We start from the raw sequence: 19,829 nt of genomic DNA on the forward strand, positions 1-19,829 counted from the left end.
TCTTAATCATCAAAGTCTGATCTATGTTTTGTTGAAATGCCTTTTGCTGCTTTTTTTACATGTTGTGGTCTTGCTTGTACATCACGTGTATCAATCATTGTTAAAGGGAAACGAATCCAAGAATCTTTAACAGATTGTTGTCTTGTTGGGTAGAACAAAGCGTACGGCTTGCGTAAAGAAGTAAGTCTAAATAGATGGGTAAATAAAAAGATAAATCCAAGAGAAATCCCGAAGAGACCACCTATTTCTGCAAATATGAGAAACGGGAAACGTAGTAATCGAACCGCATTACCCATTTTATAAATAGGTGTAATAAAGGAAGCGAGTGCTGATAAAGCAACGATAATTAATAAAATATTACTCGTTAAACCAGCTTGTACAGATGCTTGTCCGATTACGATACCGCCTACAATCCCAAGCGTTTGACCAACTTTCATCGGTAACCTCGCGCCAGCTTCTCTCAGTAAGTCGATTGCTAGTTCTAAAAAGAGTGCTTCAATTAAAGGTGGGAATGGTACTTGTGCTCTTGATAAAATTAAAGTTTCAAGTAAATCACTCGGAATGAGTTCATAATGATAATTTAAAATTGCAACGTATAACGGTGTAGCGCATATTGAGAATAGAACGGCGATAAGTCGTAAAATTCTTGAAAATGTAGCGTATAGCCAAGAGACGTTGTAGTCTTCTGGTGAAATGAAAAAATCGAAATAGGATACAGGTGTTAGTAAAACACTTGGAGAACCATCAACAAAAATAGCGATTTTCCCATCGATTAGTGCTTTTGTAACTCTATCAGTGCGTTCTGTATTGATATAGAGAGGAAAAATCGATTTTTCACCCATTAATTCTTGTATATAAGCACTATCATTAATTTGATCATATTCAAGAGCGCGTAATGACTCTTCTAGAAAATCAACATTATCTTTTTCAGCAAGGTTGTCTAAATACATCATGACAACTTTTGTTTTGGAAAACTCACCAACAATCATCTCTTTTGTTTGTAAATCCAAAACAGGAAGACGTTTTCGAACTAAATTAATATTTGTATCAATATCCTCTACAAAACCTTCTTGCGGACCAATAACAGTCGATTCGTTTAAAGGAGGAGTTGGTGCACGATAATTATCAATTGCAATATTTGCGAGCATACATTTTTGATCTTGTTGATTTACTTGAACGATCGCATGCCCCTTTAACACCATGTCCTCAATTTTTTGTAAATCGTTCGTAATTGTAATGCCGCTCATCGGAATATGCTCTTTCAGCTCTTCTAGTGAAGCATTAGGTCGTTCTAAAAGAGTAGGCATTAAATACTTTTGCAATTTCTCACCATCAAGAGAAGGACGATAGTAAGAAATCCAATAAGGCATCGTTTCATCGTCAGATGTGTGATAATTAACGAAATCACTAGACTTTTTGAGTTTCTCTATTAAATCTTGTAGAGAATGAATACGATCTTTTTCTGGTTTCGAAAAATCATAAATACTATTACCTTTAGAATTTTGCTGTTTACCTTGATCGGAGTTGTCTTGTTTAGAGCTTTGTTGTTTATCCTGATCAGAGTTGTCTTGTTTAGAGTTTTGTTGTTTATCTTGATCTGAGTAGTCTTGTTTAGAATCTTGCTGTTTACCCTGAGTTGAGTTGTCTTGTTTAGAGTTTTGTTGTTTATCTTGATCTGAGTAGTTTTGTTTAGAATCTTGCTGTTTACCCTGAGTTGAGTTGTCTTGTTTAGAGTTTTGTTGTTTATCTTGATTCGAGTCATCTTGTTTAGAATCTTGCTGTTGATCTTGAGAAGATGCGTCTTGTTTAGAACTTTGCTGTTTATCCTGATTTGAGTCGTTTTGCTTAGCGTGTTGTTGTTTATTTTGATCACGGTCATCTTGTTCAGAGTGTTGCTGTTTCTCTTGATCCGAATGATCTTGCTTAGAGCGTTGTTGTTGATCCTGATTGGATTCATTTTGCTTAGTATGTTGTTGCGGACCTTGAGAAGACTCCTTATGTCCCTCTTTTTTTTGCTCGCCATTGTTATCTTTATTATGCTTCATACTTCTATTCAGTTTTTTGTTATCACCCTCTTGATTGTTAGCGTGTTGCTCCGAGTTATCTGTTTCGTTTTTCTCTGTTGTATTTGATTTTTTTTTCTTACGTAGCCAATTCCAAATCATATGTATGCCCTCTTTAATTTTGTAATATAGTGCTATTTTGTGGCTAATTTTGTATATTATTCATTTATTTATGAAAAGAAGGAGGAGATTGGTTTGCATAGAAAAAATCCTTTAGTAAGCAGTACATACTATGACGAGAAGAGGGCGAGTCTGTGCAAATTGTAAAAAAGGAGAAATTTATTTTAAAGGAGTTTACATTTGAAAATGGTAGGACAATTCCTGTTCAAATGGGGTATGAGACTTATGGTACTTTAAATAGAGAAAGGTCAAATGCGATTTTGGTTTGTCATTATTTTAGTGCAACTAGTCACGCAGCAGGAAAATATACAGCGCATGATGAGGAGTCTGGCTGGTGGGACGGGTTAATTGGACCGGGAAAAGCAATTGATACAAATAAATACTTTGTTATATGCACTGATAATCTTTGTAATGTGCAGGTGAAGAACCCGTATGTAATTACAACGGGACCGAAATCGATTAATCCAAAAACTGGAGATGAATATGCGATGGATTTTCCGGTTTTTACATTTCTTGATGTAGCTCGTATGCAATATGAGTTAATAAAAGATATGGGAATCGCAAGGCTACATGCTGTAATGGGGCCGTCAGCTGGCGGGATGATTGCGCAGCAATGGGCTGTTCATTATCCTCATATGGTAGAGCGGATGATTGGTGTTATTACGAACCCGCAAAATCCAATTATTACGTCGGTAAATGTAGCGCAAAATGCAATTGAGGCTATCGAGCTGGATCCAAGTTGGAAGGGCGGAAAATATGGAGAAGAGCAGCCAATGAAGGGGCTTCATTTAGCAAATAGAATGATGTTTATGAACGCGTTTGATGAGCATTTTTACGAAACGACATTTCCTCGTAATAGTATAGAGAAAGAGCCTTATGAAACATTTTCTGCATTAACATCATTTGAGAAAGAAATTAACAAAGTGACAAATAGAAGTATAGCTTTAGTTGATGCAAATTCATGGATGTATACCGCGAAAGCAGTTTTATTACATGATATTGCGCATGGATTTTCGTCTTTAGAAGAGGCACTGTCTAATATAGAAGCAAATGTACTTATGATTCCGTGTAAACAAGATTTGCTTCAGCCGTCACGTTATAATTACAAAATGGTAGACATGTTGCAAAAACAAGGGAAGTATGCGGAAGTGTATGAGATAGAAAGTATAAATGGACATATGGCGGGAGCATTTGATATTCATTTATTTGAAAAGAAAGTTTATGAATTTTTAAATCGGAAAGTGTCTAGTTTTGTGTAGAAAATAAATGATGTGAAAAAGGTGCAATGTATGTAGTAGGCACCTTTTTTTACATGATTTGTAGGCGAAAAATATATGTGGCAATTGCTATACCGAAGAATGCGATACTAAGCAATAGAAATAAGAATGACATTTCTTGTGGTGATTTTATCTTTCTATTATTTTTCATACTAAGTGCAATAATTGCAGCGATTAAGAAAATGATGCCCATAATGAAAAGGAAAAGTGTCATTTTCATTGGCTCCTTTCATAAAACAAGTATATTGAGGATACAATGCAAGGGTTATGTTTGTAAAGAATAAGTTTTGCGAGAAAATTGAGAAATAGTTTTTCGATTCTTTGCGTTCTTTCTTTCGCGTGCTAAAATTGATAGAGAATGTTCGTTAAAAAAGAAAATAAAGGTTTTATTTTATATAAGGAGGAACAACATATGACAGAAGTTAAAACAATTACTACAGAAGAGGTGCAAGAGCGTTTAGAAAAAGGAGAAACGTTATTTTTAGTAGACGTAAGGGAAGATGAAGAAGTAGCGGCAGGAAAAATTCCAGAAGCTGTACATATTAAAATGGGCGATATCCCAAATAAAGTAGATTTCTTTGATAAAGAGAATGAATATATCTTTATTTGTCGTTCGGGAATGCGCAGTGAAAATGTATGCCATTATTTAAATGAGCAAGGATTTAAAACAGTGAACATGGTAGGCGGCATGCTTCAATATGAAGGAGAAACGAAATAAGTAGTTTAAAAAACTTGAAACGAGTCTGTTTCAAGTTTTTTTCTTTTGCATACAGTGTACAAAAGGGGGATAGGTAAATGGGGATTAATATGCGTAAAGTAAAAATTATTAACAATACAGGAGCCGTTAATGTTGGCGACTGTTATAATATCGCGCCTTTTGCTGTATCGAAAGCTTATGCGGGTGCTGGAGGATCAAGTGCGGCTATTTTTTTAAATGGAAAAAGGCAGCCACCAGAGGTGATTCGAACATCAGTATTTCTTCCACCATTATCAACGAGTACACGTACATTGGGTTAATAAAGGAAAGGTAGAGTGTTAGTATGCCAGCACATATAAAAGAGTTTGTTATTGTGAATAACACTGGGAATATATTTACGGGTGATAATTTGAGTGATACGTCATTTACTGCTTCGAAATCCTATAGTGGTTCAATGGGATGCACTTGGATTGACGTTGTTACAGTAATAGGGACGGAAACGAAGCTTTGTTTACAGCCGGGTGATTCGGTGACGACAACATATACAAGAGGCACCCCTGCTGGTACTGTAACAGGAACAAATATGGGGCAAAGTGTAAATGCATCGGGTATAGCACAAGCTGTCCCTAATACAGATAATATGGATTCAGTTGCTGGACTCCCCTAAAATCATAGGGGAGTTTTTTATTTGTAAGAAGAGCTTATGTAGCATGAAAAGCAGAGTAATTGTTTGAAAAATAGTATTGGAAACCTCTTTGGAAAATACAATTCAAATAGAAGGTGATTTTTTATCCCACTTTAATGGGCAGTAAGATTCCCACTCAAAATTCAGCGGAAGCAAAGAAGTTAGGTGGGGGTCGGGCTGCCTATTAAAGTTCGATTGGTGAGGGTGATTAAAGTTTCACTTTATGTGAAGCATATTTTGTAATTGTATTTTGCTGTTGAAGGTGGTGGGAGTAGTGGAAGGAAATGATGAAAATTTAAAAATAAAAAGGTCGATACATTCTAATTTTAAGTTATCACCAGATCTTGTTGGTCCTACTTTTCCTCCAGTGCCAACTGGAATGACAGGGACGACAGGATCAACGGGAAGCACAGGCCCAACAGGAAACACGGGAGCAACGGGAGATACGGGTCCAACGGGAAGTACAGGAGCAACAGGAAGCACAGGAGTAACGGGAAGTACAGGACCAACGGGAAGTACAGGACCAACCGGGAACACTGGTCCGACTGGAAGCACGGGATCAACGGGAGTAACAGGCCCAACAGGAAATACGGGAGCCACGGGAGATACGGGCTCGACAGGAAGTACGGGAGCAACAGGGAGTACGGGTCCAACCGGAAGTACGGGAGCGACAGGAGATACGGGCCCGACAGGAGGCACAGGAGTAACGGGAAGTACGGGACCAACCGGAAGTACCGGGGAAACAGGAAGTACCGGAGTGACAGGAGATACGGGCCCGACCGGAAGTACAGGAGCAACCGGGAACACTGGTCCAACGGGAAGTACGGGAGCAACAGGAAATACCGGGGTAACAGGAGTAACCGGAAATACGGGCCCGACCGGAAGCACAGGATCAACGGGAGTAACAGGATCAACGGGAAGCACCGGCCCAACAGGAGATACGGGCCCGACAGGAAGCACGGGTTCAACGGGAGATACGGGTCCAACCGGAAGTACCGGACCAACAGGAGACACTGGTCCAACGGGAAGTACCGGATCAACGGGAGATACGGGCCCGACCGGAAGTACAGGACCAACGGGAGTAACAGGAGCTACGGGAAGCGCAGGCCCGACCGGAAGTACGGGAGCAACGGGAGTAACAGGCCCAACAGGAAATACAGGAGTAACGGGAAGTACGGGAGCGACAGGAAATACAGGGGCAACGGGAAGCACCGGCCCGACAGGAAGTACGGGAGCAACGGGAGATACGGGCCCAACGGGAAGTACCGGACCAACAGGAGACACTGGTCCAACGGGAAGCACGGGAGTAACAGGAAGTACCGGAGTCACCGGAAATACGGGCCCAACAGGAAGCACCGGAGCCACGGGAGTAACCGGAGCCACGGGAAGTACGGGAGCGACAGGAAATACAGGGGCAACGGGAGATACGGGTCCAACCGGAAGTACGGGAGCAACGGGAGATACGGGCCCAACGGGAAGTACAGGATCAACGGGAAGTACAGGATCAACGGGAAGTACAGGATCAACGGGAAATACAGGACCAACAGGAGACACTGGTCCAACGGGAAGCACGGGAGTAACAGGAAGTACCGGAGTCACCGGAAATACGGGTCCAACAGGAAGCACAGGATCAACGGGAGTAACAGGATCAACGGGAAGCACAGGCCCAACAGGAAGTACGGGATCAACGGGAAGTACGGGATCAACGGGAAGTACGGGATCAACGGGAAGTACGGGATCAACGGGAAGTACGGGAGCAACAGGAAGTACCAGAGTCACCGGAAATACGGGCCCAACAGGAAGCACAGGATCAACGGGAGTAACCGGAGCCACGGGAAGTACCGGAGCAACAGGAAATACAGGGTCAACGGGAAGCACCGGCCCGACAGGAAGTACGGGAGCCACGGGAGTAACCGGAGCCACGGGAAGTACCGGAGCCACGGGAAGTACTGGAACGACTGGAGTTAGTACAACGGCTACGTATGCTTTTGCTAATAATACATCGGGAACAGCAATATCGGTTGTTTTAGGTGGGACGAATGTTCCTTTACCAAATAACCAAAATATTGGACCAGGAATTACTGTAAATGGTGCTAATACGGTATTTACAGTTGCAAATGCAGGCAATTACTATATTTCATATACAATTAATATAACTGCTTCGCTATTAGTAAGTTCGCAAATAATTGTTAATGGAGCTGCTTTGTCTGGAACTGTTAATTCACCAGCAGTAGCTACAACTGCGTTTAGCGCTACGGTTATTGCAAGTATTCCAGCAGGAGCGACTATAAGTTTGCAGCTATTTGGTTTAATTGCTATTGCGACATTGTCAACGACTACACCGGGGGCTGTATTGACAATTATTCGCTTAAGTTGATAAGAGGAGAGCCTTGAAACTTTTATGCTTCAAGGCTTTTTATTTGTTAGAGCAAAAACATCGCAGTTCGAAAATATATTATAATAGAATGAAAAGAGAGAAATTTGGCAGAAAGGGAGGGTGGCGATGCAGGAGATGGTTACAGATTTTTTTGGACGCCCGCTTCAAGATTTACGTATATCTGTCATTGATCGTTGCAATTTTAGATGTACATATTGTATGCCAGCGGAAGTGTTTGGGCCAGATTATGCTTTTTTGAAAGATGAGTTTTTACTGACGTTTGATGAAATTGAGCGATTGGCAAGATTATTTGTTAGTATCGGTGTACGAAAAATTAGACTTACTGGTGGCGAGCCACTACTTCGTAAAGATTTAACAAAACTTATTGCACGTCTCATGAAAATTGACGGGCTATTAGATATAGGGTTAACGACCAATGCAATTCATTTAACGAAGCAAGCAAAAGTATTAAAAGAAGCTGGATTACATAGAGTAAATGTTAGTTTGGATGCAATAGATGATGATGTATTTAAGGCTATTAATGGCCGGAATATTAATACGAAACCTGTTATAAAGGGAATTATGGCTGCAAAAGAGGCCGGGCTTGATGTAAAGGTAAATATGGTTGTGAAAAAAGGGATGAATGATCATCAAGTACTTCCAATGGCTGCGTATTTTAAAGAGCAAGGAATCTCGCTTAGGTTTATTGAGTTTATGGATGTTGGTAGTACAAATGGATGGAACTTTTATCAAGTCGTTACGAAACGAGAGTTAATTGAGATGATTCATCGCGTGTATCCGCTTGAGCCAGTTGAAGCACATTATTTTGGTGAAGTTGCGAAGCGATATCGTTACGTTGGAACAAATACTGAAGTCGGTTTTATTACTTCTGTTTCTGAGTCCTTTTGTTCCTCTTGTACGAGAGCGAGAATTTCAGCAGATGGAAAGTTTTATACTTGCTTATTTGCGACAGAGGGACTCGACCTAAGGGAACTTCTTAGAGGAAATCTTTCGGATGAGGAGTTAGTAAGCGTTATACAAGATGTATGGATGAATAGAAAAGATAGGTATTCGGATGAACGGACGGAAGAAAGTGCAAAAAATCGTCCGAAAATTGAAATGTCTTATATAGGAGGATAAGAAAGGAGGCTATCGTATGCAGGAGCGATATTCAAGGCAAATATTATTTTCTGGTGTTGGAGAAGAAGGACAGAGAAAAATTAGAGAAAAGCATGTGCTTATTATTGGTGCGGGAGCTCTTGGCGCAGCAAATGCAGAAGCGATTGTTAGAGCAGGTGTTGGAAAAATAACAATTGCGGATCGTGATTATGTAGAGTGGAGTAATTTACAAAGGCAACAATTATATACAGAAGAAGACGCAACGCAGTATAAACCGAAGGCGGTAGCAGCGGCAGAGCATTTAAAAGCGATTAATTCTGAGGTGGAAATAAATCCGGTTGTGACGGATGTAACAGTGCAAGAAATGGAAGAGCTAGTGAAGGGTGTAGATTTAATATTAGATGCGACAGATAATTTTGAAACGCGTCTTCTTATTAATGATATTTCACAAAAGTATAATATTCCGTGGATATATGGTGGTTGCGTTGGGAGCTACGGAGTAACGTATACAATTTTACCAGGAAAAACACCGTGTTTCCGCTGTTTAATGGAGCATCCGGCGAGCGGAGCAACATGTGATACGGCTGGTATTATACAGCCGGCAGTACAATTAGTAGTTGCGCATCAAATAACGGAAGCGCTGAAAATATTAGTAGAAGACTATGGGGCACTTCGCGAAACGATGTTATCGTTTGATCTCTGGAATAATCAACAGATGGCATTTAAAGTGAATAGGCAGAAAAAAGAAACGTGTTTATCTTGCGGAAGATTACGTACATATCCGAGTTTAACATTTGAAGCACAAACGAAAACAGAAGTGTTATGTGGACGAAATACAGTACAAATCCGTCCAGGTGTGCGGAATGAATTTAATTTAGAAGAAATTAAAAAGCGCTTACAAAGAAGTGTGGATGTAAAGGCTACTCCGTATTTAGTATCTTTTCTAGTAGAGGAATTTCGTTTCGTTTTATTTACAGATGGTAGGGCGTTTATTCATGGGACGAATGATATAAATGTAGCAAAACGTTTATATGCAAGATATATAGGTTGAACCTAAAGGGAAGTCCTTTAGGTTCAACAGGGAGAAGGTTAAGACTTTCTCGCATAATCTCCACTTTTTCCACCTGTTTTTTCAAGTAAGTACGTTTCGCCAATAATCATACCTTTATCAACAGCTTTACACATATCGTACACAGTAAGAGCGGTAGCGGAAGCAGCTGTTAAAGCTTCCATCTCAACACCGGTGCTACCTTCTGTTTTAACTTTTACTTCAATCAGTAATCGATATTGTTCATCGGATTGTTTCCAATCGAAAGAAACGTCAACACCTTTTAATAATAAAGGATGGCACATTGGGATAATGTCAGAAGTGCGTTTTGCAGCCATAATACCAGCGATTTGTGCAACTGCTAATACGTCACCTTTCCCAATTTCATTATGAGAGATTTTATCGTAAATTTCTTTTGTAACGACAATGCTAGAGCACGCAATTGCTGTTCGAACGGTTGCTTTTTTGTCGCTTATATCAACCATTTTCGCGCGTCCTTGGTCATTAAAGTGTGTGAATGAAGACATGGAATTCCTCCTTGAAGTAATTTCTATTTAATATATAAAGTTTAATCGAGATAAAAAAAATTGCAAATATGGGGTGAGAAACGATGGTAGAAAAACGAATTCCGATTCAAGTTGCTGAGGCAGTAGAGAGAGTAATGGAATATGCGAAAATTGGTGAAGTAGAAGAGGTTTCTATTACGGAAAGTTACGGGAGAATTCTTGGGGAGGATGTTGTCTCTGATCATGACGTTCCTCATTTTGATCGTTCTCCTTACGATGGTTTCGCAATTCGAGCGGAAGATACGAAAGAAGCAAATCAAGAGAATGCAATTGAGTTTGAAGTAATAGGAGAAATCGGAGCGGGGTCTGTTTTTCTAGATGCAGTAGGATCTTTTCAGGCGGTTCGTATTATGACAGGAGCAGCTATTCCAGCGGATTGTAATGCAGTCGTCATGCTAGAGCTGACGGAAGGTTTTGAGAAGGATGGAAAAACATATATGAAGTTAAAGCGTCCGTTTCATAGTGGTGACAATGTGTCATTTAAAGGAGAAGATATAAAGCAAAATCAAGTTCTCGTTCAGAAAGGGGTTGCAATCAATCCAGGTGTTGCGGCCTTATTAGCGACGTTTGGATATAGTACTGTGAAAGTTGTAAAACAGCCTGTTGTTGGTATTGTGACGACAGGAAGTGAATTGTTAGAAGTACATGAGTCGTTACAGCCGGGGAAAATTAGAAATAGTAACTCTTATATGATTGCTGCTCAAATTATGAAAGCTGGAGGTAAAGTTCGGTATTATGGCCAACTTGCCGACGAGTTGGATGCATGTTTTACAGCTGTTCAATCAGCGATGGATGAAGTTGATATTTTAATTACGACAGGCGGTGTGTCGGTAGGAGATTATGACTACTTGCCAGCTATTTATGAAAGATTACAAGCGAATGTACTCTTTAATAAAATAGCGATGAGACCAGGAAGTGTAACGACCGTAGCTGAAGTTGATGGAAAGTTACTTTTCGGTTTATCAGGGAATCCGTCAGCTTGTTACGTAGGATTTGAGCTATTTGTGCATCCGGTTATAAAAACATATTTGTATGCGAAAGAACCTCACGTATATAGAGCAGATGCTATTTTACAAAAGGATTTTCCAAAGCCGAATCCGTTTAATCGTTTTGTAAGAGCAAAGGTGACAATCGTGGACGGGGCATTACAAGCGATGCCGGTCGGTTTAGATAAATCGAGTGCGGTATCTTCACTTGCAGATGCGAATGCTTTTATTGTGTTACCTGGAGGAACGAGAGGCTTTGAGGCAGGGATGAAAGTGTCTGTATTATTGTTAGAGCACGCTGAGGGATGTGATTGGCCATGGGCAAAGCCCCTTCAATCTTACAAATAGTAGGGTATCAAAATAGTGGGAAAACAACACTTGTTGAGAAATTGGTGCATGCATTAGCCGAAAGTGAAATAAAAGTTGCTACCATTAAACATCACGGACACGGAGGTTTTCCAGAAGTAGCGCAAAAAGATAGTGAAAGGCACCGAAAGGCCGGTGCGATCGTAAGTAGTGTAGAAGGCGCTGGATTACTTTCCATGTCGTCATTAAGAGAAGAATGGTCTTTGCAAGAAATTATTCGCCTATATGAGTTTTTTGAAGTAGATACAATTGTAATCGAGGGCTATAAAAAAGAGAGCTATCCGAAAGTGGTGTTACTTCGTTCTGAAGAAGACGTTGAACTTTTACATAAAGTAGAAAATATAGTAGCGGTTATTACGTGGTATGATGCTCCTGCACACTTACGAGAAGAATATAAAGTATTTCATATAACAGAAGAAGATTTGTATATAGATTGGTTTGTACAAACGGTAAGGAGAAAGAAACAGTAAACAAAAACATAGACAAAAGTAGGCATATATAATAAAAAAGTACTTATGAAACAATATAAACCGAAAGAATTTTCAGAAATGCTTCTTAATGTTTCTGTTAAGACATTACGAAGGTGGGACAATCAAGGTGCTTTAACTGCTTACCGAAACCCAAAAGGAAGAAGATACTATGTTTCTATACTCTGTGAAGTGAAAGAGGTAAAACCAAATTCAATTCTCAATGCAGTAGGTATAGGAATTGATTTGGGAATTAAAGACTTCGCTGTACGTAGCGATGGAAAAACTCACAAAAATATAAATAGAACAGTACAAGTAAAAAAGATAGAAAAACGGTTAAAACGTGAACAACGCTCTTTATCACGCAAATTTGAAAATATAAGAAAGAGAGGTGAACAACCTGTTACTAATAAAAGAGCGAATATAAACAAAAATATTCTTAGGGTGCAAAAACTACATGCTAGGCTAGCAAATATTCGATTAGCGTATGTAAAGTCTATTGTAAATGATGTGGTGAAAACCAAGCCAACGTTTATTACAGTAGAAGATTTGAATGTGAAAGGTATGATGAAGAACAAACATCTATCTAAAGCTGTAGCGCAACAATGTTTTTATGCTTTTAAAACATGGTTATCAACGAAATGTAGGGAATATGGAATTGAACTACGGCAAGTGGACAGATTCTATCCATCCTCTAAAATATGTTCATGTTGCGGTCAAAAAAAGTCGGATTTAAAGCTGTCTGACCGAGTATATACATGTGATTGTGGAAATGTAATGGATAGAGATTTGAATGCGTCAATCAACCTTTTACAAGCAAAAAAATATACAATACTAACGTAAATAGATTGTATATATGTACGGTGGGCTACATCGGAATTTACGCCTGTGGAGTGTCACAGCAAACTGTAGTAGCAAGAGTGATTAGCGAGGCAGGGCACGTAGAAGCAGGAATACTCTAAGAATATACATTTGTCTATATTTTTAGTAGCAGTGCGAAATGACAAATACGTATTATGAAGTAATTGATACAGAAATTTCAATTGAAAAGGTAGCGAATAAGGTTATTCGCCGCGAATGTGGTGCTGTTACAACATTTATTGGAACGGTTAGAGAGTTTACGAAAGGGCGTCGTACATTATACTTAGAATATGTCGCTTATAAAACGATGGCAGAAAAGATGCTAGAGAAAATCGGATTAGAAGTGAAAGAGAAATGGCCAGGTACACACGTTGCGATTACACATCGCATCGGTACACTGCAAATTTCTGATATCGCGGTTGTTGTGGCTGTTTCAACGCCGCATCGTAAAGCGGCTTATGAAGCAAATGAATATATTATGGAACGCATAAAACAAATTGTTCCGATTTGGAAAAAAGAGTTTTGGGAAGATGGAGACTCTTGGATTGGCGATCAATTAGAAAAAACGCCATATCCGGCGGGAGAGCCTGGGAAGGAGTTATAAGTATGATTCGAGTATTGTTATTTGCGAACTTGCAAGAAGAAGCAGGAAGAAGTGAATTACAAATAGAGAAAGAAAATATTACGGTTGCAGAGTTAAAAGATATTGTTGCAACTGAATATAATGTGCCAGTATCGACACCAATTATGGTTGCGATTAATGAAGAATATGCAAATGAAGATGATACGATTCAATCTGGTGATGTTGTTGCACTTATCCCACCAGTGAGCGGTGGTTAATATTGGATTTATTAAAACGACTTTCCTACATAGGGAAAGTCGTTTTTTTATGGCAGTTTTGAGAACACTAATGTATAGAACAAGGAGGGAACTATGAAAAAAATATGTGCAGTTATAACAATGCTATGTGTGGCTTTTTTCTCTTCTCCAAGTGATTCTTTCGCAAAAGAATCAAGAGAACAACTTTTAGAGAGTGCACTATCGAATAGGTACTATTCAGTTATTAGGCAAGTGACAGAAGATCAATATGAATGTGCTTCAGTTATAAATATAAAGCGTCTCGGCAAGAACGGTGAGTTCGTTCCTAGATTTGAAATTACGCTACAATTTCTTACGTTCCAAGGTGCGCATAATCCGCCGAATGATAAAGTTACACTTACTTTGGAGGATCATTTAGATCACGTAAAGATACAGAAAGTGGAGCGGGAAAAGAATGTTTCTGGTGCTATTGCAGAAAAGGTTGAAAAAATAAAAGCTCACTCTACTGATTCAGAGTGATAACCTATGACATTTAGTAAAGAAAGGTAATGAGCGATGGATATATTTTTAGCGATTTTACCAGCTATATTTTGGGGAAGTATTGTGCTATTTAACGTGAAACTGGGCGGAGGGCCTTATAGCCAAACGCTCGGAACAACGTTTGGCGCACTTATTTTCTCAATTGTTGTTTATATTTTTATGAAACCAGTATTGACTCCTACTGTTATCGGAGTTGGGATTGTATCAGGTTTATTTTGGGCGCTTGGTCAGGCGAATCAATTAAAAAGTATTGATTTAATGGGCGTTTCAAGGACGATGCCCATTTCAACAGGACTTCAATTAGTTGCGACAACTTTATTTGGAGTCATCGTATTTCATGAGTGGTCCACAACAATATCAGTCGTCCTTGGTGTATTGGCTCTCGTTTGTATTATTATTGGTGTTATTTTAACATCGCTTCAAAGTGAAGAAGAAAAGAATGCAGAGCAAGCGGGGAATTTTAAAAGGGGCATTATCATTTTATTGATTTCAACAGTCGGTTATTTAGTTTACGTAGTAGTGATTAGACTGTTTAACGTAGATGGTTGGTCAGCTTTGTTGCCACAAGCAGTTGGTATGGTGTTAGGAGGGATTTTGCTTACGTTTAAACATCATCCATTTAATAAATATGCAATACGAAATATTATTCCAGGATTAATTTGGGCAGCTGGAAATATGTTTTTATTCATTTCGCAACCGCGTGTCGGAGTGGCAACAAGTTTTTCGCTATCGCAAATGGGAATTATTATTTCGACGCTTGGCGGGATTCTTATATTAGGTGAAAGAAAAACGAAACGCCAATTAACAGGGATTGTTGTCGGTATCGTTTTTATTATTGCAGCCGGAATTATGTTAGGTATAGCAAAAAGTTAAAGGAGGTATTGGAATGTATAGTGATTTAGCAGGAAAGGTTGTCGTTATTACAGGATCAGCAACTGGTCTTGGAAGAGCGATAGGAGTAAGGTTTGCTGCGGAGAAAGCAAAAGTAGTAATTAACTATCGCTCACGAGAATCAGAAGCGAATGATGTGTTAGAAGAAATTAAAAAGGTAGGCGGAGAAGCGATTGCTGTAAAAGGTGATGTAACAGTCGAATCAGATGTGGTGAATCTCATTCAATCTGCTGTAAAAGAGTTTGGTACGCTTGACGTTATGATTAATAATGCCGGGATAGAAAATGCGGTACCATCGCATGAAATGCCGCTTGAAGATTGGAATCGGGTAATTAACACAAATTTAACAGGTGCTTTTTTAGGAAGCCGAGAAGCGATTAAATATTTTGTAGAACATGATATTAAAGGGTCTGTCATTAATATGTCTAGTGTTCATGAGAAAATTCCGTGGCCCTTGTTCGTGCACTATGCAGCAAGTAAGGGCGGTATGAAACTGATGACAGAAACGTTAGCGATGGAATATGCGCCAAAAGGTATTCGAGTAAATAATATAGGACCAGGTGCAATTAATACGCCGATCAATGCAGAAAAGTTTGCTGATCCTAAAAAACGTGCTGACGTAGAAAGTATGATACCGATGGGCTATATTGGAAAACCAGAAGAAATTGCAGCGGTAGCAACGTGGCTCGCTTCCTCAGAGGCGAGTTATGTAACTGGAATTACGCTATTTGCAGATGGTGGAATGACGTTATATCCATCGTTTCAAGCTGGGCGTGGGTAATAGAAAAGGACGAAGAGATAAAACTCTTCGTCCTTTTTTTACACAAAAAAAATAGCGGCCAGCTATTTTAAATTTAGTGATTAATAGTGTCTTGAAGATATTCTGTTGCTTGATGTTCAGAAACATTTTGTACGAGTGCAACTTCACTAATCATCATTTTTCGGGCGTTATCTAGCATTTGTTTTTCGCTCGCATTTAAAGCTCTCTCTTTATTGCGGCGAAGTAAATCTCGAACAACTTCTGCACTATCTTGCAGATTGCCGTTTTTCATTTTTTCCATATTCATTGTATATCTTTGTTTCCAGGAAAGTGATGTATCTGATTCCCCGTTTTGAAATTCAAGAAGTATATCATCTAACGTACCTTTATCTACGATATAACGAATACCTGATTTTTGTAATTGATCCATCGGAAGCATTACTTGCATATCTTTACTAATGATACGTATTACACAATATTGACGTGTTGTTCCTAATATTTCTTTCTCTTCAATGGCTTCGATGACTCCTGCGCCGTTCATTGGATAAACGATTTTATCACCAATTTGAAACAAATCATCCACCTCCATATGTGGTAACCATCTTTAATGATAGCATAAGTGAATGGGAATGTCAAATTTTATATAATACCATAATAATTATATTTGAGTCAATAAGTAAAAGTTCCTTTTATATATATTTTTTTGCTTTTACTTATTGATGATTTTGTTAGAAAAATAGTACAGGCGGAGAAAGGAGGCATATCCACTTATTTTTAAGCATAAAATGTAAAATCGCTAATACAATATACCTAAATCCGTTCTTTGCAAAGGAGGGAGAGAAGGTGGGGCGCACAATAAAAATTGATATTACAAATAAAGTTGTAGCTAAATTTAGGCCAGATTATTTGGAATTATATACGAGTAAATTTATGATAGGTAAGTTTTATGTCTATACTGAAGGTAAACAATATGTGTTAGAAGACGGATATATATATGAAGACGGAAAGTTTTATCGCATCATAGATACGCACCGTGGCAATAATCAAGCGGCGGAGGGCTGCGATCTAGGATGGTGTTAACATGATTCGTGTGAAAGTGTTTGATGAAAGTCACGAAAAAGACTTAGAAGACGCTGTAAATGTTTTTTTGAAAAAGATTGATGATAGTAACTTTGTAGATATTAAGTACCAAGTCGGTGTTTCTATTAATGATGACGAAAACCAAATTTATTGTTTTTCAGCAATGATCGTTTATAAAGCATAAAAAAGAGCTGGGTGAGCCAGCTCTTTTTTATGCTTTATGTTGGGACAACATGTGTCGGTAATACGTTCATAATAGATTGGGTTGTGCCTAATTGCTTTGTAGTTAAAAGAGGCTCCCCTGTCTGATGATTTTGGGCATCTTTACACATACCAAGGTGATAACGATCACCTAAAAATGGATCAATATAAAAACCGTTTTTGAATACTTTATCATTCGGATGTTTTTCATGGTGAATGTCAGAGCAGTTAATGCAATAGAACATAGCTTTCATCCCCTTTTTATTTTTGTTTGAAAAAGTGAGTCGGTAGTCATTTCGCTCCTGAGGAAATGTTGAGGAGAAGAGAAATAACTACCTACTCAAATGGTGGGCATATTCCTTCTGATTTTTCATATCTCGCGTAGTGTCCCTGAGGGAAGGAGGAGAGACGAAATACGCATGATATACGTAAGGCGCTTCTTTCAAGATGAATGATGGAGTTTCATATTGAGAAAAGTTTTTATTTTTTATTGCCTTTGTGAGTATATTATGAGGGAATGCTCAGAGGGTGTTCGTCCTGTTGAAAAAATGTTGAGAATTTCTCAACAGTAAAAAAGAGTTAGCGTTGACATGAAACTAAAAGGTGTTATATTTGATTGCCGAATAAAGGAGAATGAAAATGAAAATGGAACAACAAAATACATTAACTGACATTAAACAAACGATCGTTTTTAACGCGTCTATTCAAAAGGTGTGGAATGTAGTATCAACTGCAGAAGGGATTGCCTCATGGTTTATGCCAAATGATTTCGTATTAGAGGTAGGACATGAATTTCATGTACAATCACCATTCGGACCATCACCATGTAAAGTATTAGAAATCGATGAGCCAAATCACCTATCTTTCTCATGGGATACAGATGGCTGGGTTGTTTCATTTCATCTGAAAGACCTAGGAGATAATAAAACAGAATTTACGTTAATTCACGGCGGCTGGAAACACCCTGATGAAATTCTTCCGAAAGCGAATGCGAAGAGCTCTATTATTCGCGACAGAATGAGCGGAGGCTGGGTAGCGATTGTAAATGAAAAACTGAAAAAGGTTGTCGAAGGCTAAGTGTCCTCATCAGCAGCGAAATATGATGTGTTTCAAGCAATTGCTGATCCAACCCGCCGAGAAGTAATACGGTTATTAAGTGATAAAGAGTTACCGATTTCCAAAATAACGGATCATTTTCCGATGAGTCGTACTGCGGTTGTAAAGCACCTTCATATTCTTTCAGAAGCGAATTTAGTAAGCGGAAGAAAAAGCGGAAGAGAGAAAATATATCGCTTGCATCCAGAACCATTAGAGGAATTACAACAGTGGCTCTCGTATTATGAACGTTTTTGGGATAATAAATTGTCCATGTTGAAACATATTGTGGAGAATGAGGAGTAAAAAGAGGATGACCATTTTGGTCATCCTCTTTCTTATTGCTTACTCGTTTGTGTAGCGGGCTTCAATAAAAGCCAAGCGATAATTAATGTACATACTGCCAATACAAAAGTACTCATATAAATGACGTGTACACTTGATGCTAATGCGGATTGCGATTCGGTTACTACGTTTGTTGTAGTACCTCCATGTCCGCCAGATACAAGATCAAGGTTTTTAATACCACGTGCGTGAATCATCGTATTGAAGATTGTACCGAATATTGCCGCACCTAACGTTTGGCTAAATGTATTAATAAATGTGTTTAAACCAACGGCTGTTCCGCGTGTATGAGCTGGTACGGCTGCTTGAATTGTTACCATGTAAATCGGTGTCACAAGCCCCATTCCTAAGCCGAATAATCCGACTGCCACATAAATAAGGAACGATGGTGAGTTTGTTGATAATGTAAATAATAAGAATGTAGCGACTGATAAAATGCTAGCCCCAAGTAAAATGATTTGTTTCGTTTTTAATTTTCCTACTAAGTTACCAGAGAAAATAGCGCCAAATGTCCACATAACAGGGATTGGCATTAAAATAAGTCCAGCTTCTGTCGCATTTTTTCCTAATACTCCTTGGCTCCAAATTGGAAGGTACATTGTAATACTAATAATCATTGCGCCAGCAATAAGCGTTAATATATTAATCGTAGATAATGTACGGTTAGAGAAAAGTGCTAGCGGAATTAATGGTTCCGGAGATTTTTTCTCGATGAATAAGAAAATAAGGAATGAAACGACGGCGAAGATTAATAGGCCGATAATTGTTATGTCTCCCCAGTTTTGCTTACTGCTACCTGTTAATAACGCGTATAGTAGAGCAATCGTACTTAATGAGAAGACTGTTGCACCAAGATAGTCGATATGGTGTTTAGCAGGCTTAATAGATTCTTTGTAGTAAATGGCAATCATTAAGCAGGCAATAATTCCAAATGGAACGTTTAAGAAGAAAATATAACGCCAAGAAAGAGAATCAACTAAAAATCCACCTACTAACGGTCCGATAACACCAGATACACCCCAAACGGCACTCATCCAGCCTTGTGCTTTCGCGCGGTCTTTCGCTTCGCTATATAAGTCTCCAATAATCGTCATTGTGATCGGCATAACAGCACCAGCACCGATACCTTGAAGCGCGCGGAAGAAGATTAATTGTTCCATCGATGTAACGACACCGCAAAGTGCAGAACCGATTAAAAAGATTGTAGCTCCGATAAGTAAAACCTTTTTACGGCCGAATAAATCAGCGAGCTTTCCGTATATTGGAGTTGAAACCGCTGTGGCAAGCATGTAAATTGCGTAAACCCAGCTAACAAGTTCAACGCCGGATAAATCACTCGTTATACGAGGGATTGCTGTACTAACAATCGTTCCTTCTACCGCAGAAAGAAACGTCATTAGCATTAAAGACATCATGACTTTTTTTCTCATATGTTTTCCCCTTACCCTTTTTCAAATATTCAACAA

At 38.9% G+C, this 19,829-nt stretch carries 25 protein-coding genes; 19 read left to right on the plus strand and 6 right to left on the minus strand.

Going from position 1 to position 19,829, the window contains the following annotated elements:
- Window positions 1-2 precede the first annotated feature (2 nt).
- Window positions 3-2,165, minus strand: coding sequence for a spore germination protein (locus PDQ68_RS11445; RefSeq protein ID WP_080444117.1), 2,163 nt, complete (start codon window positions 2,163-2,165; stop codon window positions 3-5).
- 152 nt (window positions 2,166-2,317) lie between these two features.
- On the opposite strand from PDQ68_RS11445, the gene PDQ68_RS11450 reads away from it, so the two are divergent.
- Window positions 2,318-3,442 carry a homoserine O-acetyltransferase family protein gene (locus tag PDQ68_RS11450; protein ID WP_016718707.1) on the plus strand — a complete coding sequence of 375 codons (1,125 nt, stop codon included), beginning with the start codon at window positions 2,318-2,320 and terminating at the stop codon, window positions 3,440-3,442.
- Window positions 3,443-3,491: 49 nt separating this feature from the next.
- Here the strand turns inward: PDQ68_RS11450 and PDQ68_RS11455 are convergent, their stop codons facing one another.
- Complete coding sequence (locus PDQ68_RS11455; RefSeq protein ID WP_000171883.1) at window positions 3,492-3,674, minus strand: hypothetical protein; 183 nt, start codon at window positions 3,672-3,674, stop codon at window positions 3,492-3,494.
- A 198-nt stretch (window positions 3,675-3,872) separates the two neighbouring features.
- On the opposite strand from PDQ68_RS11455, the gene PDQ68_RS11460 reads away from it, so the two are divergent.
- The 6 genes from PDQ68_RS11460 to PDQ68_RS11485 all read left to right on the plus strand — a co-directional run bounded on the left by PDQ68_RS11460 (window position 3,873) and on the right by PDQ68_RS11485 (window position 9,389).
- On the plus strand, window positions 3,873-4,178 hold the full coding sequence (locus tag PDQ68_RS11460; RefSeq protein ID WP_000141203.1) for a rhodanese-like domain-containing protein: 306 nt from the start codon (window positions 3,873-3,875) through the stop codon (window positions 4,176-4,178).
- Between the two features lie 77 nt (window positions 4,179-4,255).
- The gene (locus PDQ68_RS11465) at window positions 4,256-4,477 is read left to right on the plus strand and encodes a spore germination protein (RefSeq protein ID WP_000512597.1); all 222 of its coding nucleotides are present in this window, start codon (window positions 4,256-4,258) and stop codon (window positions 4,475-4,477) included.
- A 23-nt stretch (window positions 4,478-4,500) separates the two neighbouring features.
- Window positions 4,501-4,824, plus strand: coding sequence for a hypothetical protein (locus PDQ68_RS11470; protein ID WP_001110853.1), 324 nt, complete (start codon window positions 4,501-4,503; stop codon window positions 4,822-4,824).
- A 292-nt stretch (window positions 4,825-5,116) separates the two neighbouring features.
- Window positions 5,117-7,219, plus strand: coding sequence for a BclA C-terminal domain-containing protein (locus PDQ68_RS11475; protein WP_270786712.1), 2,103 nt, complete (start codon window positions 5,117-5,119; stop codon window positions 7,217-7,219).
- Between the two features lie 126 nt (window positions 7,220-7,345).
- Complete coding sequence (moaA, locus tag PDQ68_RS11480; protein ID WP_061183142.1) at window positions 7,346-8,359, plus strand: GTP 3',8-cyclase MoaA; 1,014 nt, start codon at window positions 7,346-7,348, stop codon at window positions 8,357-8,359.
- 16 nt (window positions 8,360-8,375) lie between these two features.
- The gene (locus tag PDQ68_RS11485; RefSeq protein WP_016718705.1) at window positions 8,376-9,389 is read left to right on the plus strand and encodes a molybdopterin-synthase adenylyltransferase MoeB; all 1,014 of its coding nucleotides are present in this window, start codon (window positions 8,376-8,378) and stop codon (window positions 9,387-9,389) included.
- A gap of 38 nt (window positions 9,390-9,427) precedes the next feature.
- Here PDQ68_RS11485 and moaC read toward each other — a convergent pair whose 3' ends face one another.
- The gene (gene moaC, locus PDQ68_RS11490; protein ID WP_000094140.1) at window positions 9,428-9,913 is read right to left on the minus strand and encodes a cyclic pyranopterin monophosphate synthase MoaC; all 486 of its coding nucleotides are present in this window, start codon (window positions 9,911-9,913) and stop codon (window positions 9,428-9,430) included.
- 83 nt (window positions 9,914-9,996) lie between these two features.
- On the opposite strand from moaC, the gene moeA reads away from it, so the two are divergent.
- The 8 genes from moeA (at window position 9,997) to PDQ68_RS11530 (ending at window position 15,663) form a co-directional block, all read left to right on the plus strand.
- The gene (gene moeA, locus PDQ68_RS11495) at window positions 9,997-11,286 is read left to right on the plus strand and encodes a molybdopterin molybdotransferase MoeA (RefSeq protein WP_061183143.1); all 1,290 of its coding nucleotides are present in this window, start codon (window positions 9,997-9,999) and stop codon (window positions 11,284-11,286) included.
- Complete coding sequence (gene mobB, locus PDQ68_RS11500) at window positions 11,256-11,774, plus strand: molybdopterin-guanine dinucleotide biosynthesis protein B (RefSeq protein ID WP_016718703.1); 519 nt, start codon at window positions 11,256-11,258, stop codon at window positions 11,772-11,774. The genes moeA and mobB overlap by 31 nt, the downstream gene beginning before the upstream one ends.
- A gap of 45 nt (window positions 11,775-11,819) precedes the next feature.
- A complete protein-coding gene (locus PDQ68_RS11505) occupies window positions 11,820-12,614 on the plus strand; it encodes an RNA-guided endonuclease TnpB family protein (protein WP_016718702.1) in 795 nt (264 codons plus the stop codon).
- 157 nt (window positions 12,615-12,771) lie between these two features.
- Window positions 12,772-13,236: a molybdopterin synthase catalytic subunit MoaE gene (gene moaE / locus PDQ68_RS11510; protein ID WP_061183144.1), complete on the plus strand. Its 465-nt coding sequence runs from the start codon at window positions 12,772-12,774 to the stop codon at window positions 13,234-13,236.
- A gap of 2 nt (window positions 13,237-13,238) precedes the next feature.
- Window positions 13,239-13,472: a molybdopterin converting factor subunit 1 gene (moaD, locus tag PDQ68_RS11515; RefSeq protein WP_061183145.1), complete on the plus strand. Its 234-nt coding sequence runs from the start codon at window positions 13,239-13,241 to the stop codon at window positions 13,470-13,472.
- A 93-nt stretch (window positions 13,473-13,565) separates the two neighbouring features.
- Entirely contained in the window at window positions 13,566-13,970 is a 405-nt protein-coding gene (locus PDQ68_RS11520) for a DUF3888 domain-containing protein (protein ID WP_270786716.1), read from the plus strand.
- A 36-nt stretch (window positions 13,971-14,006) separates the two neighbouring features.
- Window positions 14,007-14,864: a glucose uptake protein GlcU gene (glcU, locus tag PDQ68_RS11525; protein WP_000350851.1), complete on the plus strand. Its 858-nt coding sequence runs from the start codon at window positions 14,007-14,009 to the stop codon at window positions 14,862-14,864.
- Window positions 14,865-14,877: 13 nt separating this feature from the next.
- Window positions 14,878-15,663, plus strand: a complete 786-nt coding sequence (locus tag PDQ68_RS11530) for a glucose 1-dehydrogenase (RefSeq protein ID WP_000286661.1) — start codon at window positions 14,878-14,880, stop codon at window positions 15,661-15,663.
- Between the two features lie 73 nt (window positions 15,664-15,736).
- Here PDQ68_RS11530 and PDQ68_RS11535 read toward each other — a convergent pair whose 3' ends face one another.
- Window positions 15,737-16,231, minus strand: a complete 495-nt coding sequence (locus PDQ68_RS11535) for a CarD family transcriptional regulator (RefSeq protein WP_001993652.1) — start codon at window positions 16,229-16,231, stop codon at window positions 15,737-15,739.
- Between the two features lie 254 nt (window positions 16,232-16,485).
- On the opposite strand from PDQ68_RS11535, the gene PDQ68_RS11540 reads away from it, so the two are divergent.
- Together PDQ68_RS11540 and PDQ68_RS11545 are read left to right on the plus strand one after the other, a co-directional pair.
- On the plus strand, window positions 16,486-16,722 hold the full coding sequence (locus PDQ68_RS11540; RefSeq protein ID WP_000533800.1) for a DUF2553 family protein: 237 nt from the start codon (window positions 16,486-16,488) through the stop codon (window positions 16,720-16,722).
- A gap of 1 nt (window position 16,723) precedes the next feature.
- Window positions 16,724-16,906, plus strand: coding sequence for a sporulation protein Cse60 (locus tag PDQ68_RS11545; protein WP_000621751.1), 183 nt, complete (start codon window positions 16,724-16,726; stop codon window positions 16,904-16,906).
- Window positions 16,907-16,940: 34 nt separating this feature from the next.
- On the opposite strand, the gene PDQ68_RS11550 is transcribed toward PDQ68_RS11545, so the two are convergent.
- Window positions 16,941-17,168 (minus strand): DUF3973 domain-containing protein, encoded by a 228-nt coding sequence (locus PDQ68_RS11550; protein WP_000498992.1) that lies wholly within the window; start codon window positions 17,166-17,168, stop codon window positions 16,941-16,943.
- A 400-nt stretch (window positions 17,169-17,568) separates the two neighbouring features.
- On the opposite strand from PDQ68_RS11550, the gene PDQ68_RS11555 reads away from it, so the two are divergent.
- Both PDQ68_RS11555 and PDQ68_RS11560 read left to right on the plus strand, forming a co-directional pair.
- Entirely contained in the window at window positions 17,569-18,000 is a 432-nt protein-coding gene (locus tag PDQ68_RS11555; protein WP_000437775.1) for an SRPBCC family protein, read from the plus strand.
- The gene (locus PDQ68_RS11560) at window positions 18,001-18,324 is read left to right on the plus strand and encodes an ArsR/SmtB family transcription factor (protein WP_000098837.1); all 324 of its coding nucleotides are present in this window, start codon (window positions 18,001-18,003) and stop codon (window positions 18,322-18,324) included.
- A 32-nt stretch (window positions 18,325-18,356) separates the two neighbouring features.
- Here PDQ68_RS11560 and PDQ68_RS11565 read toward each other — a convergent pair whose 3' ends face one another.
- On the minus strand, window positions 18,357-19,793 hold the full coding sequence (locus tag PDQ68_RS11565) for an MDR family MFS transporter (RefSeq protein ID WP_061183147.1): 1,437 nt from the start codon (window positions 19,791-19,793) through the stop codon (window positions 18,357-18,359).
- Window positions 19,794-19,829 lie beyond the last annotated feature (36 nt).

This window comes from Bacillus cereus group sp. Bc010, assembly GCF_027716745.1.
Classification (GTDB): domain Bacteria; phylum Bacillota; class Bacilli; order Bacillales; family Bacillaceae_G; genus Bacillus_A; species Bacillus_A pacificus.

Bases quoted from the DNA above. Each gene is read 5' to 3' on its own strand.
- PDQ68_RS11530 (WP_000286661.1), top strand. From the start codon at position 14,878: ATGTATAGTGATTTAGCAGGAAAGGTTGTCGTTATTACAGGATCAGCA.
- moaE (WP_061183144.1), top strand. From the start codon at position 12,772: ATGACAAATACGTATTATGAAGTAATTGATACAGAAATTTCAATTGAA.
- PDQ68_RS11455 (WP_000171883.1), bottom strand. From the start codon at position 3,674: ATGACACTTTTCCTTTTCATTATGGGCATCATTTTCTTAATCGCTGCA.
- PDQ68_RS11555 (WP_000437775.1), top strand. From the start codon at position 17,569: ATGGAACAACAAAATACATTAACTGACATTAAACAAACGATCGTTTTT.
- PDQ68_RS11520 (WP_270786716.1), top strand. From the start codon at position 13,566: ATGAAAAAAATATGTGCAGTTATAACAATGCTATGTGTGGCTTTTTTC.
- PDQ68_RS11485 (WP_016718705.1), top strand. From the start codon at position 8,376: ATGCAGGAGCGATATTCAAGGCAAATATTATTTTCTGGTGTTGGAGAA.
- PDQ68_RS11535 (WP_001993652.1), bottom strand. From the start codon at position 16,231: ATGGAGGTGGATGATTTGTTTCAAATTGGTGATAAAATCGTTTATCCA.
- PDQ68_RS11460 (WP_000141203.1), top strand. From the start codon at position 3,873: ATGACAGAAGTTAAAACAATTACTACAGAAGAGGTGCAAGAGCGTTTA.
- glcU (WP_000350851.1), top strand. From the start codon at position 14,007: ATGGATATATTTTTAGCGATTTTACCAGCTATATTTTGGGGAAGTATT.
- PDQ68_RS11545 (WP_000621751.1), top strand. From the start codon at position 16,724: ATGATTCGTGTGAAAGTGTTTGATGAAAGTCACGAAAAAGACTTAGAA.
- mobB (WP_016718703.1), top strand. From the start codon at position 11,256: ATGGGCAAAGCCCCTTCAATCTTACAAATAGTAGGGTATCAAAATAGT.
- moaD (WP_061183145.1), top strand. From the start codon at position 13,239: ATGATTCGAGTATTGTTATTTGCGAACTTGCAAGAAGAAGCAGGAAGA.
- PDQ68_RS11470 (WP_001110853.1), top strand. From the start codon at position 4,501: ATGCCAGCACATATAAAAGAGTTTGTTATTGTGAATAACACTGGGAAT.
- PDQ68_RS11565 (WP_061183147.1), bottom strand. From the start codon at position 19,793: ATGAGAAAAAAAGTCATGATGTCTTTAATGCTAATGACGTTTCTTTCT.
- PDQ68_RS11465 (WP_000512597.1), top strand. From the start codon at position 4,256: ATGGGGATTAATATGCGTAAAGTAAAAATTATTAACAATACAGGAGCC.
- PDQ68_RS11445 (WP_080444117.1), bottom strand. From the start codon at position 2,165: ATGATTTGGAATTGGCTACGTAAGAAAAAAAAATCAAATACAACAGAG.
- moaC (WP_000094140.1), bottom strand. From the start codon at position 9,913: ATGTCTTCATTCACACACTTTAATGACCAAGGACGCGCGAAAATGGTT.
- moaA (WP_061183142.1), top strand. From the start codon at position 7,346: ATGCAGGAGATGGTTACAGATTTTTTTGGACGCCCGCTTCAAGATTTA.
- PDQ68_RS11550 (WP_000498992.1), bottom strand. From the start codon at position 17,168: ATGTTCTATTGCATTAACTGCTCTGACATTCACCATGAAAAACATCCG.
- PDQ68_RS11505 (WP_016718702.1), top strand. From the start codon at position 11,820: ATGAAACAATATAAACCGAAAGAATTTTCAGAAATGCTTCTTAATGTT.
- moeA (WP_061183143.1), top strand. From the start codon at position 9,997: ATGGTAGAAAAACGAATTCCGATTCAAGTTGCTGAGGCAGTAGAGAGA.